We start from the raw sequence: 15,647 nt of genomic DNA, 5'->3' as shown, positions 1-15,647 counted from the left end.
GCCCGACGACATCGGCCGCTGGCAACCCGAAACCAGCGAACCCGCCACTGACCAGCCCGGAACACAACCCTTCTAACCAGTACAACTCGAAAGATCAGCCGTTACACCACTTCCGGGGGCTTGACCGCGGGGGCGGCCGGTGCTACCTCCTCTTCGTCCCGAATGATCGGCCGTCGATGAGCTGGGCGAGCAGCAGGTCTTACCTGAGCGAATGGTCCACCGCCGTCCATCAGCATCGCGTCCGTCGTCACCCGGTTGGTCACTCGCCCAACCATCGGTGTTGAAGCGGTCACGCCTCTGCCGGCAGCACCCCTCGCTTCCGCAACCAGGCTTCGAGTTCCTCGGCGGTACCGTTCAACGGCGGCTGGTCGTCGGTGAAGTAGGAGTAGGGCGCGATGCCCACGCCCTCAACGATGCGACGCGGATCGTCGTCTGGCGCATCCGGGTCCAATTCGTGCGCGGACAGCGATGCCATGGAGAAGATCGCGAATCCGGCTTGCAGGTCAAACCCAATGTCGGACGGAGTTCCGAGGTGCCCTTTGGCTGCCAAGTCGGCCATCACCTCGTCCATGAACCGGTAGGTCAACTGCACCCCGTCGAAGAAGACCTGGTCGTGTTCGCCATAGCCCACTTCGACGAGTTCAACGGCGCCGTCTTGGTCGTACGTGACGACGAGCGTCGGGTCCACCGAGTTATAGACGGCCCTGGTGTGTATGCCGGCGTGGACTGGCGGCCCGAGCCTCTGCTCAACTACCCAGCGCGGGTCACCGATCTTCACCGCTTCAACGCCGACCCCAGGGATGATCTCCATTCCCCCGATTATGGGCCAACGCCTGCTGGCCACACGGTCAAGCGGGGGTTAACGCCGTACGTCGCGATGAGGCCGTGGTGGGGATGCGGCGCGCGCATCTCGGGCAGACCTTGGCCTGCCGGCAAGGCCGGCCCGAGGGGTCGCAGAGGCTCTGGGGTCAAGGGCGGCCCGCAGGGCGGTCGCGCAGCGACGCGGAGCGCCCTTGACCTTGGAGGGGCGGCCCCGCGCAGACTCCGTGCCGAATCCCCACCACGGCTTCACCGAGCGGTGCGGCAGGTAAGAGCTGTCTCGCAGCTTTTACCTGGCCACGAATCCCGGTGGACTGTCAGGAGCGATGATCAGAAACTGTGGCGATGGAGCCGACAGAGACTGCGCTGATCGTCGCCGTGCCCGAGGCCGAGCGGGCCGTGGGGCGCTTCCGGTCCGCTCTGGACATTGCGGCCAGCTGGGGAGTGCCCGCTCATGTGACCGTGCTCTACCCGTTCCTGCCTCCAAACCGGATCAACGACGACGTGCTCGGCACCCTGAACGAGATCTTCGAAGCCACACCACGGTTCGATATCTCGTTCGCGGAGGTCAAGTGGTTCGGAGACACCGTGGTCTGGCTCTCGCCGCAGCCGGAGGGCGGGTTGCGCCAACTCACCGCGGCCGTGTGGCGGCGATTCCCCGAGGCTCCGCCGTATGTCGGCGCCCATGCCGACGTCGTACCGCATCTGACCATCGGCCATGACGCCCCGAAGCACGTCCTGGCCCAAGCCGCCGAGGCTGTCGCCGGCCACCTGCCGATCCGCGCCACCGTCGACGCGGTCCGGCTCATTGCCGGGGCCCCGGAACCCGACTCCTGGCACACCCTGCGCGAGTTTCGGCTCGGCGCGGCATAGCCGCTGTTACGAGCACACGCGCCGCTTCCACGGGAACGGACGGTGTCGGGATGGCAGGCAGGCCGATCAGCAGCGGGCCGGGGGCGCCGCAGCTGCCCCACCCGGTTCCCGGGCTGGTCTTGACCGCATGGGCTGTCGGACCGCTTGTCTAGGTTCAGGGGTGTGTACTTCGTGTGTCGGTGGCGGGAGGACTCGCCGTGCCCTCCCGGGTGAGCCTCACCGGGGCGGTGGGTTGCCGGCGGCTGGCTTGGAGCGCTGGAAGATGCCGAACAGCCAAAGCAGGGAAGGCGCCAGCAGCAGCGCTCCGACCGCGAGGACGGCGAGCACCGTAGCGAGCACGGTGGGATCACCGGCCGCCTCGGTGACGGTCAGGTCGGGCGGCAGCAGGTCTGGGTACTGGGCGGCGCCCCAGGCCCAGAGGACGGCCGCGACCGCGAGGGCCGCGGTCACCCGCACCGCCCGGTAGCGGCCGGCGGCGATCAGCACCAGCGACCCGAGCCCCGCGGCGAACGAGAGCAGCACCAGGGCGAGCGCCCGGCCCCGAAGATCGGCGAAGAGGTCCGGCGCGTCGGCGGCGACGACGGCCAGCCCGGCCGCCGCGCCGACGCCCACCACCATGCCGGTGACCAGGGCACGGCGGCGGAACTGGGCCACCAGGTCGGCGGCACCGGCGCGGCGCGCGTCGTGGATGAGGTAGACCGCGGCGAGGTACGCGCACACGCCGATCGCGAGCAGGCCGGCGTAGATGGAGGTGGGATTGAGCCAGCTGCGCCAGATGTCACCCTCGGCGATGCCGGGTGGGACACGACCGGAGGCGACCGCGCCGACGATGGAGCCGAGGAAGAACGGGGTGGCCACCGAGGAGAGCGCGAAGGTGGCGCCGTAGAGGCGTTGCTCGGTGAGGGTGTGACTGGCCTTGCGGAAAGCGAAGGCCGCGCCACGACCGATGATGCCCAGCGCGGCCAGGGTCAGCGGGATGTAAAGGGTGGAGGCGAACGCGGCGAACGCGGGCGGAAAGGTGGTCCAGAACAGGGTGATCACCAGGATCAGCCAGACGTGGTTGGCCTCCCACACCGGGCCGATCGAGTGCGCGATCAGTTCCCGGCGGGCTGCGCCGCGGCGCGCCCCGCCGGCGAGGAGGTCCCAGATCCCGGCGCCGAAGTCCGCGCCGGCGAGCAGGGTGTAGAGCGTCAGACCGCCCAGCAGCACCCCGAGCAGGACGTCAGCGACGGTCATCGACGGCTGTCCACCGGTTCGGGTACGCCCTCCTGCGGAGCGATCGGCTCGTCGCGGTGCCGGGCCATCCGCCACAGCACCGCGACGGTGGCGACGGTGAGCACCGCGTAGACGGCGGCGACCAGGGCCAGGCCGGTGGCCAGGCCCGGCGCCGGATTTACCGCCTCGGCGGTGCGCAGCACGCCGTAGACGATCCAGGGTTGCCGCCCCACCTCGGTGACGACCCAGCCGGCCTCGACCGCGACGGCGGCGGCGACCCCGGACAGGGCGGCGGCCCGCAGGAACCACGGCGAGCGCGGCGGACCCCGACGCCGCCACCACGCAAGCGCCCACCAGGCGGAGAGCGCCACCAGCCCGAAGCCGATGGCCACCATCAGCTGGAACGCCCATTTGACCACCGTCACCGGTGGCTCCTGGTCGTCGGGCACTTGGTCCAGGCCCATCACGACCGCGTCCGGGTCCCACTTGGCCAGCAAGGACAGGGCGTTGGGGACCTCGACGGCATACCGCAGTTCGCCATCGACGTAGACGCCGCCGAGCGAGAGCGGCGCGCCGGCCTGGGTGCGGGCCAGCCCCTCCATCGCGGCGAGCTTGGTGGGCTGGTACTCCCCGACGAAGTGCGCGGCCCAGTCGCCGACCACCACCTGCACCGGGGAAAGCACCGCGGCGACGGTGAACGGGATGGCGAAGCCGAGCCGGTGGTAGCGGTCCCGGCGTCCGCGCAGCAGGGCCACCGCGTAGACGCTGGAGATGCCGAAGCCGGTCACCATGAACGCCGCCACGATCATGTGCACGGTCTGCGGCGGCGTCGCCGGGTTGAACATCGCCTCCCACGGCCTGACGTCGGTGACCTCGCCGGAGACCAGGTCGAAGCCGCGGGGCTGGTTCATCCAGGCGTTCGCCGACACCACGAAGAACGCGGACGCCACGCCCGCGACACAGACCGGCAGTCCGGAGAGCAGGTGCACCCGGGGTGACACCCGGTCCCAGGCGTACAGGTAGATCCCGACGAAGATCGCCTCGACGAAGAACGCGATGCCCTCCATCGCGAACGGCAGGCCGATCACGTCGCCGAAGCGGCCCATCAGGCCGGGCCAGAGCAGCCCCATCTCGAACGACAGGATGGTCCCCGACACCGCGCCGACCGCGAACAGCACGCCCATCGCCTTGGCCCAGCGGCGCGCCAGCCCGGTGAAGGTCGGGTCCCCGGTGCGCAGCCCGCGCCACTCGGCGAAGACGGTGACCGCCGGCATGCCGACGCCGAACGAGGCGATCACGATGTGCCAGCCCAGGGACAGGGCCATCTGCACCCGCGCCGCCATGAGGTCTCCCGGTGCGGCGTCCTGGGCGAGCAGGTCAACCAGCATCGGGTTCCCCACCTTCGTTGCGTGTCAGCCCCATGGTGGTCTAACGGCCCGGCTGCTGGTCGGCAACGCGAATGCCGCATCCCGGGCGCGGAATCAGGGCTTGTACTCGCTGCGGGTGCGGGGCAGCCACTGCGGGTGGTTCTCCCGCAGGTAGCGAACCATCGCCTCGCGCAGGTCGCAGCGGAGGTCCCAGGCGCTCGGCCCGTCGGCGGCGGAAGCCTGGAGCTGGATGACGACGGTCTGCGGGTTGGCATCGACCATCTGGAGCACCCACTGGTGCCGGTCCCACAGCGGCGACGACTCGATCAGGCGCTGCGCCTCGACGCGCAGGTCGTCCAGGTTGGCGGTGTGGTCGACGTGGATCTGAACCCTGCCGACCACCCCGCTCGGACCATCAGCTGCCGTTCACTGCGGCATCGATGGTCATTACTTCCGCTCCCGTCCGGGTCGTCCCCCACGGCAGCGTGTCACGAGACGGCCGATCGCCGGGCGTACATCGCGACCGGCCGAAGTCCCCCGGCGGCCGCGGCACGCGGCGCCGCCGCCCGGGGCTCGGGTGGCGAGGAGGTCACCGTGATCAGCCGCGCCCGCTACGGAGCTAGGGCGGCGGGCTGCAGGGAGCAGGAAGCCATCCGGACGCCGGGCGCTGTTCCACGCGTAGCGTCCGAGGGAATCTCCGTCCGCGAAGGCGGAGAGAGGGTCAAGGCTTGAGCACGACCTTCACGCAATCCTCCTGCTTGTTCTTGAAGATGTCGTAGCCGCGGGGAGCGTCGTGCAGTTGCATCGTGTGGGTGATGATGAAGCTCGGATCGATCTCGCCCTTGCGGATCCGTTCCAGCAACGGCCGCATGTAGCGCTGCACGTGGGCCTGTCCCGACCGCATGGTCAGGGACCGGTTCATGAACGACCCCATCGGGAACTTGTCGATGAAGCCGCCGTACGCGCCGATCGCCGAGATGGTCCCGCCGTTGCGGCAGCTCAGCACCGCCTCGCGGAGCGCGTGTGGGCGGTCCGTCTCCACCTTCATCGCCTGCTTGGCCCGGTCGTAGGCGTGCAGCGCAGCGGACGGGTGGTGCCCCTCCATGCCGACCGCGTCGATGCACGCGTCCGGCCCGCGGCCGGCCGTCATGTCCCGCAGCGCGTCCATGACGTCGGTCTCCTCGTAGTTGATCGTCTCCGCGCCCGCCTTCGTCCGCGCCATCTGCAGCCGGTACGGGAAGCGGTCGATGACGATGACCCGTTCCGCCCCGAGCAGGTACGCGCTGACGGCGGCGAACTGGCCGACCGGCCCGGCACCCCAGATGGCGACAGTGTCCCCGGGCTTGATGTCGCACATCTCGGCGGCCATGTACCCGGTCGGCAGCACGTCGGACAGGAAGAGCACCTTCTCGTCCGGCAGGTCGTCCTCGATTTTAAGTGCCCCGACATCGGCGAACGGCACCCGCACGTACTGGGCCTGTCCGCCCGCGTAGCCGCCCATGAGGTGCGAGTAGCCGAAGATCCCGGCGGGCGAGTGGCCCATCGCCACCTCGGCTATCGCGGCATTCGGGTTCGAGTTCTCGCAGATGGAGTACAGGCCCCGTTGACAGGTCATGCAGTTGCCACAGGCTATGGGGAAGCCGACCACCACGCGGTCGCCGATGTTCAGCCCGTCGCGTACGCCCGGGCCGAGCTCCACAATCTCGCCCATGAATTCGTGCCCGAGGATGTCGCCCTTCTTCATGGCCGGGATGAAGCCGTCGAGCAGGTGCAGGTCGGAGCCGCAGATCGCCGCCGAGCTCACCCGCACGACGGCGTCCCGGGGGTTGAGGATCTGCGGGTCGGAAACGTCTTCGACGGCCACGTTGTTCGGGGCGATCCAGCAGTTGGCTTTCATCGATTTCCTCCTCAACTGACCCGCGGCGTCGCCAGCGGCCGCGCCGCCCGCTGCTTCGCCTGCTGCTGCATGCTGGTGCCCTGCGGGCTGCCGTCAGATCGGACGATCTCGCCCGTCTCGATCACCTGCTTGAACCGCCGGAGGTCGTCGCAGACCTGCTGCTGCGGGTTCTCGCCGAAAGCCTTGGCGACCATCGCGCCCAACCTGCGGCCGGGCGCCGAAAACTCCAGGTCCACCCGCACCTCGGTGCCGCGTCCCCCGGTTGCTGGCTGGAAGCGCACCGAGCCGGAGTTGGGTACCTTCGAGCCCTCGACCGAACGCCACATGATCAACTCGTTGGGGCGGTCGGCAACGACCTCGGCCTCCCACTCGACACTCCTGCCCGCCGGCGCCTTGGCCGTCCAGCGCGACCGCCGGTCGCTGATCGCCCGCACCGACTGCAGGTGGTACATGAAACGCGGCAGATTCTCGAAGTCGTGCCAGAACCGGTATGCCTGCTCGACGCTGCGGTTGACCGTCACCGAGGCGTGTACCCGGTTGCCGGCGTTCATCGGTCGGGCCCGAGTGGTACGAAGCGCCGTATAGAGGTCGACGGCGGTGATGCCGGCGACCGCTCCGGTCGCGTACATCAGGCGCCGCCGGCGTTCGCCGCAGCGGTTCCGCATCGCCTGACCACACACGGCCAGGTCCATGATGTCGCCGGCGACCCGCGTCCACGCCCCCCACCCGGCCCGGCGCGGTATCAGCAGCGCCGCAGCGTGGCCGAACTCGCGCATACCGGCGATCTGCAGCACGGTCTGCGCGGTCCGAGAGTCGTCGATGCCGCAGAGTCGGCTGACCCGTTGTCGTGCCCCGACGGAGGCCGCCCCCAGGCCAAGACTGAACCAGCCCAGGAACCTCGCCATCCCTTGCGATCGACGGTCCGGAGTCTCTCGTTCGATGCCGAGAGTGTCCGTCACCGACCGGAGACCCGTTGTGCTTTTCCGGCCCATCTGTCCTCACTTCAATCCGGCGGCGGTCGCCCTACTTGCCGACCCGGGGCGGGCCTTCCCGAAATCGCAGCGTTCACGCACGCGGGACGCAACAGCCGCATTCGGAGCAGCAGCTCGGGGTGTGGAGCCGGCCCGAGCGGGAAGTCACATCCGCTCTCGTGCGACGCGATTGGAGGGACATGGTTGCCAGAAACCTGGTGGTGATCGGTGGCACCAGCGGTCTCGGGCTGGCGGCGGCCCGTCTGCTCGTGCACGAGCACCGGGTTACCGTCTTCAGCGACCGGCCGGACGAGGTTGTCGCGGTGACCAATGACCTCGGTTGTGTCGGCGCCGTCTGCGATGTCTCCTCCTACGAGCAGGTGCGGGACGGATTCGCAAGCGTGGTCGACATGTACGGCACCATCGACGGGGTGGCCACCTGCGCCTCGGTGTGGGCGGGCGGCGACCTGGAGAGCCTCAGCCCGCAGCACATCCGGCGGGCGGTGGAGGTCAACGCGCTCGGCACGACGTACGTACTTAAGGAGGCGCTGTACCACCTGCGCCGGCAGGGCTACGGCAACGTGGTGTACATCGGCGCGATGGCGGTGACCCGGCCTCGACCCGGCATCCCGGTCTACAGCGCCACGAAGAGCTACGGCACCAGCCTGGTCGAGTCGCTGGCCGAGGCGCAGCACAGCAACCGGATCAAGGTGATGCAGCTGCATCCCGGGCCGATGCCCACCCAGCTCCAGGAGCGGGTCGGAGACGAGTTCCTGGACCAGATCTACGCGCGGCCGGAGGAGGTAGCCGGGGAGGTCGTACGGCTGCTTCTGCTCGCCCCCGATGACCTCTACGTCTCCGGTGAGCGCGTGCTGCGCGCGGACGGGCGGTGGTGACGCCCGGAGGCATCCCCGCCGAGGCTCCCGTCACGGCGTGGTCACCGCTGCGGACGGCGGTCTACCGCAACCTCTGGCTCGCCCTGCTCGCCGCCAACATCGGCACCTGGATGCAGACCGTCGGCGCGCAGTGGCTGCTGATCCACCAACCGAACGCCTCGACGCTGGTCGCCCTAGTCCAGACAGCCAGCCTGCTGCCGATGCTGCTGCTGGCGTTACCGGCCGGCGCGCTCGCGGACGCCTTGGACCGGCGGCACCTGCTGATCTCGGTACAGCTGTTCCTGGTCGCGGTGGCCGGGGCGCTGACCGTGCTCACCGCGACCGGCCGGATGCCGCCGGCACTGCTGCTCACCCTCACCTTCGCGTTCGGCGCAGGGCAGGCGCTCACCCTGCCCGCCTGGGCGGCGGTGATCCCCCAGCTGGTGCCACGCGAACAGTTGCGGTCTGCTTCCGCGCTCGGCTCGATCAGCGTCAACGTGGCCCGGGCCATCGGCCCGGCCGCGGCCGGTGTGTTGATCGCCAAAGTGGGGGTGGCTCCGGTCTTCGCCCTCAACGCCGTGGCGTTTCTGGTCTTCGCGCTAGCGCTGGTCCGCTGGCGACCCGCCAACGCCCGGGCCGTCGAGGTGCCGGAGCCGTTCACCGCCGCGCTGCGCGCCGGCGGTCGCTACGTGCGGCACTCACCGATCGTCCGCCGGCTGCTCCGACGCGCGCTGGTCTTCGTGATTCCGGCCAGCGCGCTCTGGGCGCTGCTGCCGCTGGTGGCCAACCGAAGGCTCGGCATGAACGCCAGCGGGTACGGCCTACTGTTGGGCGCCCTCGGAGTGGGCGCCATCCTGGGCGGCCTGCTCCTGCCGTGGGTCCGGACCCGGATGTCGCCCAACCAGTTCCTGCTGGTGGCCGGGGCGCTATACGGCGGGTCGCTGATCGCGGTGGCGTCGGTCCAGGTCGTGCCGGTGGCGCTGGTCGCCCTGCTGCCGGCCGGGGTGGCCTGGGTGACCGTGCTCGCCAGCATCAACGCCGAGATCCAGCTCTTCCTGCCGGGCTGGGTACGCGCCCGCGGACTAGCCGTCTACCAGGTGGTCCAGGGCGGCGGGCAGGCCGTCGGCGCGTTCGTCTGGGGCGTGGTCGCCGACACCGTCGGACTGGTCGCCGCGTTGCTCGCGGCGGGCGCGTTGATGCTTGTCGGTGGCGTGACGAGCCAGATCTGGCCGCTGCCCGAGCTGCGCGAGGTGACGAAGGACCCGACGGTCTACCTGCCCCCACTGCGGGAACTCGCCCTCGAACCGGACCCCCGGGTGGGCCCGGTGCTGGTGCTGGTGGCTTATATCGTGCGGCCGGAGCGGGAGCAGGATTTCATAAAGGCGATGGATCTTGTACGCGGCTCGCGGCAGCGCACCGGGGCGATGCGCTGGGGGCTTTTCCGGGAGGGCGAATGCCGGGACCGCCTGGTCGAGGTCTACCTGGTGCCGTCCTGGGACGAGCACCTGCGCCAGCACGGCGGTCGGCTGACGGGAGCCGACCAGGAGGCGGAGGAACGGGCGAAAGAACTCGCCGACGGCGAACCGGAGGTGCGACACCTGCTGCCGGCCGGGCCTATGTTGACCGAGCGGGAGGAGCCATGAGCCGCCCCGGGCGGCCGGCGGCCACCGCCGACGGATGCCGAGGCCGTCCCCGTTTCGGTTACCTCTGAGCCCATCGTCCTAGATATTCCCGGCAGCGCGTTGGTAGATCGCCTCGTAGCCGCGGGCCATCCGCTGCGTGGAGAAGTTCTCCGCCACGTGGGCGACGCAGGCCGCCGGGTCGAGGGTGGTCGCCTCGTGCAGCGCCGCCGGCAGTTCCTCGTCGGCCTCGCAGACCAGGCCGGTCAGGCCGGGTCGGACGAGTTCCGGAACGGCGCCGCGGTTGAACGCGACCACTGGGGTGCCGGTCGCCATGGCCTCCAGCATGGCCATGCCGAAGGGCTCCTCCCACTGGATGGGCATGATCAGGCAGCGGGCGTCGACCAGCAGCTGCAGCACGGCCTCCCGGTCGGCGTTGAACACCACCGTGACGTCTTCGCCGAGCAGCGGCCGGATGACCTCGTCGTAGTAGCGGCTTTCGATCGGCTCTTTGCACTTGCCAACCAGCATCAGCGGCAGGCCGGCGGCCCGGCACGCCCGGATGGCAACGTCCGGTCCCTTGTCAGGGCTGAAGCGGGCCAGCCAGAGCACCGGCCCGCGGCCGGGCGCCGTCTTGCGGGGGATGCCGGCGAGGTCCATCGCGTTGTGCACGGCGCCGACCCAGGGCAGCCGCGGGTTCAGCCGCCGCTGGGCGTGCGAGATGGCGACCAGGGCGACGCCCTGGTCAATGTGGCTAAGCACGTCGCCGTACTCGCCAACCGGGTTGCCGTGCACGGTCGCCACGGTGGGCACGGAGTGCCGGCCGGCGATCATTGGGCCGATGGTGGTGTGGTCGTGGATGACGTCGAAGTCGGCCGCGCTGATCAGGTGGGTGACCCGGGTCGCGTGGGCCAGCTCGGGCAGCGCCTCGCCGAGCCGCTCGTACTGCAGTTCGGGTACCGTCGAGATGAATTCGGCGGCGGTGCCGTGCTGCCGCCCGGCCCCGAACATGGTTACCTGGTGACCCCGATCGACCAGCGTGTCCACGAGTCCGGCCACTAGGTGCTCCACCCCGCCGTAACCTGGTGGGGGCACCGAAAGCCAGGGCGGGAGCACCATCGCGACCCGCAGCGGCCGCTGCTGCGAGCGGTCGGCCAGCCGGTGGTTGGTGCTCACCATGTCCTCCCGTTGATCCACTGGCGTGGAGTTCCCCGTGTGTCGTGCTGTCGTTTCCCATCGCCGACAGAAGATGTTGTCGGCTTCCCCGGTGCAGGGATGCTGTGTAGGCAGGCCGCAGCCGGAACGTGGTCATCCCGAGTGGCGTATGTGGTGATCAGGTTGACTGACCCGAGGACGGTGCCGAGCCGGACAGCATCAAGCCGATGATCCGCCGATTCTTCCGGCGCCGCTACCGCCCGAGCTTTCTGGGGTCCGCGCGCCTTAGCTAGGTGCCGACCCGGCGGGGCTCGAGCCGTCCCGTCCCCGGCCCGGTCAACTGCCAGAACTCCTGGGGCAACTGGTCGACAAGGTCCCCGTACTCCTTGGCGCTGGCCGACTCGCGAAGGGTATCCAGCACGGCCTGTGCTCCGTCGGTGGCCGCCTGGCGATCCACCCCTGCCCGTGACTGCACCCGTCCGAAGAACTCGGCGAGCCCGAACCGTTCCGGATCTTCGGTGGGCCTACGCACCAGGCCTCGTAGCTCCTCAGGGAGCTGGGAGGCGAGATCCCTCGCCTGGCCGCCAGTGATCCGTTCTGCCAACGTCTCGAGCGTGGCGCGGGTGATCGGTTCCGCCTGCCCCGGCGGAACCTTCGGTCGCGCGGCCACGGACTGGATGAACTCGGTGTAGTTCACCTCGGATCCCCTCTCCAACCGGATTGCGGCGGGTACCCGCGCCCGCCGGGGTGAAACGGCGATTCGCCCGCCCTCAGGCGCGGAGTGGGGCGGGCGGTGGGTGATCCGGTGGGTCACCCGAAGCTGGTACAGGCCGGCGCTGGTGATGGCGTAGAAGACGGACAGCAGGAGGACCGCCGTCTCCTTGGCCGCACCTCTGAGCCGTTTGATGCGTCGGGACACGGGTAGACCGCGACCCGGTCCGAGGGGGTGGGCCGAGGGCCCGAGCCACATACCGATGGTGGGCTCCATTCGGTCCGCATGCGAGGCGAGGCCCGAGGAGTGCGGGATGGCCGAACCGGAGAGCCGGAACACGGGCGCACGGGAGTCGCCCCTGGAACAGCGCGAGCAGGTCGATCGGCAGCGCGACGCCGAGGAGGGCGCGGAGGTCGCCGGTCGGGGCCAGAACCTCGGTCCCGGCGGCGAGCCAACGGGTGCCGAGCCCGGCAACCGCCCCGCCGCCACCAAGCGTGGTGAGCACGACGTTCCCCAGCCGGCTGGCGGGCACAGCAGCAAGACCATGTCAGACCCAGACGTCGTCCTCCAGATCCCGCAGGTCAAGGTCGAACAGATCTACGTCGAGGTCGACAACCTGGACGCCTCCGTCTCACTGCGAGCCCGGCTGGGTAGCCTGCTCCAACTCGACGTGGGCGTTCAGGCGCATCTCGGCACGGTGAAGATCGACATCAAAGGCGTTGAGGCCGAGGCGATGCTCGAGGTTCGCCTCGAAGAGCTCCGCGGCATTCTCGACAGCGCCCTGCGCACCATCGAGCGCAACCCTCAGATCATCGAGTCGGTGGTGAAGACGGTGGACACCGCCGTGAACCAGGTCGGGCAGACAGCTCAGCAGGTGCTCGGGCCGCAGGGGCCGCTAGCGCGGACGCTCGACCACGTCGGGCAGACGGCGCAGGAGGCGCTGGGACCCCATGGGCCGCTGTCGCAGACACTGCAGCAGGCCACCCAGCGGGTCGGTCAACAGCTCGGGCAGACCACGCAGCAACTGGCTCAGAACCAGCGGGCGGCGGCTGGCGGCGGTGCGGGGGGCCTGGGTGGCGTGAGGGGCGGATCTCCGGCCCGAGCGGCGTGGCAACAGATGAAGAAGATCGTCAACAACAGCCAACCGCTGAGGCACGTCACGGCGCGGCTGGTAGGACAGCAGGGGCAACAGCCGCAGAGCTGATCGGCGTCCGCCGTGGTGCCTGAACGCTAAATAGCGTCGGGTTGCCGATGCTTTATGAAACGACCGGGAGAAGTCGGTGCACCGGATCTAGTAGTCGCCGATGTCGGGCGTGCTGAGCAGTGCCAGGATCCCGGTCATCGACAGCACGCGCCGGACATGGCCGGTGGGATTGACCAGGGCGAGGCTGAGGCCCCTGTCGGAGGCACGGCCGTGGGCGTTGACAAATGCGTTCAGCACGGTGGAGTCGATGAAGCTGACCCTCGCCAAGTCGACCTGGACGCGGGGCGCGCGGGCGATCGCGCCCTGCATGACGTCCCCTAGCGGGTTGGCTGCGTCGGCGAAGGCGACCTGGATGCCGGCGAAGGCGTTGCCGAGGGCGGTGCGCGCGGACAGGCCGAGCAGCGCGCCGACGACACCCGCCGAGGTGAGCACGGACAGCCCGATGCTTCGCAGGGGCGGGAAGGTGCTGAGGGTCAGGCCGATGGCCGCGACCGTCACCGCGACCGGGGTGAGGCGCCGTACCGGTCGGATCTGGGTGTGGGCGCGTCGGACCCGGCGGTCGGCCCGCGTCTGGCCCGGAAGTCGGCTGAACGCGACCTCCCGGCGACGTGCAGGGCGCGCAGCACCAGCCACGCCGCGCTCGCGATCAACAGCACCACGACGACGCGCCGGACGATTCGGTGTCCCGCGCCGGGGTACGCGCGGCTTCCCACGTACAGCGCCGCAAGAAGCAGCACGGCGGCGGCGGGGGTGCCGGGATGCGCGGTACAGCGGCGCGAGCAGCCAACGGTAGCGACGACCATCGGCCCGACGCTGGACCAGCACGCCGGCCAGCAGGCCTGCTGTGACAACTAGGGCCACCGCGACCACCAGGGCCATCCTCGTGGTCATCAAACGACTTTCCTGCCGGCGGCGACCGTCGTCGTGCACTCTCATCCGTTCCGCTCGCGGTCACGTGGGCGCGTCCCGGCCGGTCTGAGTGGCGATCCGCCTGGGCACCATCGACCCCTCCCGGCGCGACCAGCGCGTTCGTCTGCCGCGGGCGTCGTCCAGCGTCATCGAGTGGGTGATGATGAAGCTCGATCTCGAACAGCCGGCGCTCGGTGGGGTCATGACTGACCAAGGTTGGTGACCAGGTTGACGGCGACGGCCAGGATGCCGGTTCCGAAGGCGTACGAGAGCAGCGCGTGCCCGAGCGCGATCCGGCGCATGTGGTTACTCGTCGGTTCGTTCTCGCCCGGGCCGTAGGACATGCCGACCGTGAAGGCGATGTACGCGAAGTCGGCGTACGCCGGTGGATCTTCCCGCTTGAAGTCGATGCCACTGCCGTCGTCACGGTAGTACAGCCGGGCGTACTTGAACGCGAAAACCGTGTTCACCAGCGCCCACGCCAGGACCACCGCGACGACGCTGAGGATCACCAGCGTGACAGCCACTGCGTCGTGCCGGTTCGAGGCGCGGACGAGCGCCTCGGCCACGGCGGCGAGGCTAATAGCGGATGCGATCAGGATCGCCGAGTCGGTGGACCGGGAGTGCTGCTCCGCCTCGGCAAGCCGCTCGGTACGCTGTGGGCTCGCCGACCAGCAGGCCCGCCACACCCAGACGAGGACCGTGCCCGCCGCGATCGTCCAGATCACCAGCGGCGTCAGCTCCGGCGCCCCAACCAGCGCGGTGGCCGTCCCAGCAACGACACCGACGGCCAGCGACCACAGGGCACGCCCGACGGACAGCAGGCGTCCCAGCGCCGGTCGTCCCGATCGCTGCTCCACCCGTTCAGCGTCCCGCCTCGACCGGGTCGCGCAGGGGAATCCCCGAGCGATCACCGGATCGGGCTGCATCGAGGGTGGCGAGTCGTCCATCCACGCTCGGGCCTTGGCTGACCTTCATCCGCCAAAGGCCCTGGCGTCTTAGAACTCCTAACTCTTTGACTGTCGGAGTCGTCGCCAGCAGATGATGGCGCAGGCGAGGGTGAGGAAGGCTTCGTGGATGTCGTCGCGGATCTCCCAGCGGATGCGTAGGCGGCGGAACCAGTGCAGCAGGGCGATGGTCTGCTCGACTACCCAACGTCGGGTGCCGTGGCCGGAGCCGTGGTCGGTGCCGCGTCGGGCGATGACCGGGGTGATGCCCTTGGCTCGCAGCTGACGGCGGTAGGTGTCGAAGTCGTAGCCGCGGTCGGGGTAGAGCTGCTTCGGTCGTTGTCGGGGTCGTCCTCGGATGCCTCTGGTGGGTGGGATCTTGTCGATCAGGGGCAGCAGTTGGGTCGTGGCGGTTGCCGCCGGTCAGGGTCGCGGCGAGGGGGATGCCGCCCGCGTCGGTGAGGACGTGGTGTTTCGAGCCTGGCTTGCGGCGGTCGACCGGGCTCGGGCCGGTTTTGGGCCCCCATTGAGCGCCCGGATGTGGGAGCCGTCGATCACCGCCCGGGACATGTCCAGTTGACCGGCGGCCCGTAGCTTGCCCAGCAGGACCTCGTGCAGTCGCTGCCACACGCCGGCGTCGTTGCAGTCCCGTAGCCGGCGCCAGCAGGTCATGCCTGATCCGAACCCCAACTCCTGGGGCAGGTACTCCCACGGGATCCCGGTGTAGAGCACGAACAAGATCCCGCACAACACCTTCCGGTCATCAAGCGGCTTGCGACCGGGATAGCGCCGCCGACGAGGCGGGCGAGGCGGCAGCAACGGCTCGATCTCTGCCCACAGGTCGTCCGAGACGATCCACGGCGGCTGCTCACCTCGCCTCACGGACGACCACTGTAGTTGATCATCCATCAGGGACAGAGCCACGTTCGCCTAGATCATTCTGTTAGGAGTTCTTAGCTTGTTCTTTAACCCCTGGCGTCTCGGCCGCCGAGATAGTCCTTTGTGGATCCGGCGTGTCGTGGAGACGGAAGCCGGCCACCGTCTGATGATCCTTCGGTTCCCTGGCAAGGACGCGAACAACAAG

At 69.6% G+C, this 15,647-nt stretch carries 14 protein-coding genes and 1 pseudogene; 4 read left to right on the top strand and 11 right to left on the bottom strand.

The window, feature by feature from the left end; all coding sequences use genetic code 11:
- Positions 1-289 precede the first annotated feature (289 nt).
- Positions 290-811, bottom strand: a complete 522-nt coding sequence (locus tag DLJ47_RS29480) for a hypothetical protein (RefSeq protein WP_109904847.1) — start codon at positions 809-811, stop codon at positions 290-292.
- A gap of 353 nt (positions 812-1,164) precedes the next feature.
- Between DLJ47_RS29480 and DLJ47_RS29475 the strand changes: the two genes are divergently transcribed.
- Entirely contained in the window at positions 1,165-1,692 is a 528-nt protein-coding gene (locus DLJ47_RS29475) for a 2'-5' RNA ligase family protein (RefSeq protein ID WP_109904845.1), read from the top strand.
- 216 nt (positions 1,693-1,908) lie between these two features.
- Here the strand turns inward: DLJ47_RS29475 and DLJ47_RS29470 are convergent, their stop codons facing one another.
- The 5 genes from DLJ47_RS29470 to DLJ47_RS29450 form a co-directional block, all read right to left on the bottom strand.
- Positions 1,909-2,928: a cytochrome d ubiquinol oxidase subunit II gene (locus tag DLJ47_RS29470; RefSeq protein ID WP_109904843.1), complete on the bottom strand. Its 1,020-nt coding sequence runs from the start codon at positions 2,926-2,928 to the stop codon at positions 1,909-1,911.
- On the bottom strand, positions 2,925-4,295 hold the full coding sequence (locus DLJ47_RS29465; RefSeq protein ID WP_109904841.1) for a cytochrome ubiquinol oxidase subunit I: 1,371 nt from the start codon (positions 4,293-4,295) through the stop codon (positions 2,925-2,927). The genes DLJ47_RS29470 and DLJ47_RS29465 overlap by 4 nt, the downstream gene beginning before the upstream one ends.
- Positions 4,296-4,388: 93 nt before the next feature.
- The gene (locus tag DLJ47_RS29460; RefSeq protein ID WP_233258080.1) at positions 4,389-4,676 is read right to left on the bottom strand and encodes a hypothetical protein; all 288 of its coding nucleotides are present in this window, start codon (positions 4,674-4,676) and stop codon (positions 4,389-4,391) included.
- A 319-nt stretch (positions 4,677-4,995) separates the two neighbouring features.
- Positions 4,996-6,171, bottom strand: coding sequence for a zinc-dependent alcohol dehydrogenase (locus DLJ47_RS29455; RefSeq protein WP_109904839.1), 1,176 nt, complete (start codon positions 6,169-6,171; stop codon positions 4,996-4,998).
- Between the two features lie 11 nt (positions 6,172-6,182).
- Positions 6,183-6,965 carry an SRPBCC family protein gene (locus tag DLJ47_RS29450; RefSeq protein WP_233258079.1) on the bottom strand — a complete coding sequence of 261 codons (783 nt, stop codon included), beginning with the start codon at positions 6,963-6,965 and terminating at the stop codon, positions 6,183-6,185.
- Positions 6,966-7,342: 377 nt separating this feature from the next.
- Between DLJ47_RS29450 and DLJ47_RS29445 the strand changes: the two genes are divergently transcribed.
- Together DLJ47_RS29445 and DLJ47_RS29440 are read left to right on the top strand one after the other, a co-directional pair.
- On the top strand, positions 7,343-8,038 hold the full coding sequence (locus tag DLJ47_RS29445; RefSeq protein ID WP_109904835.1) for an SDR family oxidoreductase: 696 nt from the start codon (positions 7,343-7,345) through the stop codon (positions 8,036-8,038).
- Positions 8,032-9,660 carry an MFS transporter gene (locus DLJ47_RS29440; protein ID WP_109904833.1) on the top strand — a complete coding sequence of 543 codons (1,629 nt, stop codon included), beginning with the start codon at positions 8,032-8,034 and terminating at the stop codon, positions 9,658-9,660. Before DLJ47_RS29445 ends, DLJ47_RS29440 begins: the two co-directional genes overlap by 7 nt.
- Before the next feature lie 78 nt (positions 9,661-9,738).
- Here the strand turns inward: DLJ47_RS29440 and DLJ47_RS29435 are convergent, their stop codons facing one another.
- Positions 9,739-10,755 (bottom strand): glycosyltransferase family 4 protein, encoded by a 1,017-nt coding sequence (locus tag DLJ47_RS29435; RefSeq protein WP_109904851.1) that lies wholly within the window; start codon positions 10,753-10,755, stop codon positions 9,739-9,741.
- A 325-nt stretch (positions 10,756-11,080) separates the two neighbouring features.
- Positions 11,081-11,488: a DUF2267 domain-containing protein gene (locus DLJ47_RS37225; protein ID WP_231928725.1), complete on the bottom strand. Its 408-nt coding sequence runs from the start codon at positions 11,486-11,488 to the stop codon at positions 11,081-11,083.
- 328 nt (positions 11,489-11,816) lie between these two features.
- Between DLJ47_RS37225 and DLJ47_RS29425 the strand changes: the two genes are divergently transcribed.
- A complete protein-coding gene (locus DLJ47_RS29425) occupies positions 11,817-12,707 on the top strand; it encodes a hypothetical protein (protein ID WP_109904831.1) in 891 nt (296 codons plus the stop codon).
- A gap of 87 nt (positions 12,708-12,794) precedes the next feature.
- Here DLJ47_RS29425 and DLJ47_RS35990 read toward each other — a convergent pair whose 3' ends face one another.
- The 3 genes and pseudogenes from DLJ47_RS35990 to DLJ47_RS29410 all read right to left on the bottom strand — a co-directional run bounded on the left by DLJ47_RS35990 (position 12,795) and on the right by DLJ47_RS29410 (position 15,472).
- Complete coding sequence (locus tag DLJ47_RS35990) at positions 12,795-13,205, bottom strand: STAS domain-containing protein (protein WP_158289908.1); 411 nt, start codon at positions 13,203-13,205, stop codon at positions 12,795-12,797.
- Positions 13,206-13,816: 611 nt separating this feature from the next.
- Entirely contained in the window at positions 13,817-14,476 is a 660-nt protein-coding gene (locus tag DLJ47_RS29415) for a DUF1345 domain-containing protein (protein WP_233258078.1), read from the bottom strand.
- Between the two features lie 147 nt (positions 14,477-14,623).
- A pseudogene (locus DLJ47_RS29410) lies at positions 14,624-15,472 on the bottom strand (IS5 family transposase).
- Positions 15,473-15,647 lie beyond the last annotated feature (175 nt).

This window comes from Micromonospora sp. S4605, assembly GCF_003176715.1.
In the GTDB taxonomy this organism is placed as follows: domain Bacteria; phylum Actinomycetota; class Actinomycetes; order Mycobacteriales; family Micromonosporaceae; genus Micromonospora; species Micromonospora echinaurantiaca.
The sequence above is the reverse complement of the archived record's forward strand: the minus strand, read 5'-3'. Positions and strand labels throughout refer to the sequence as shown.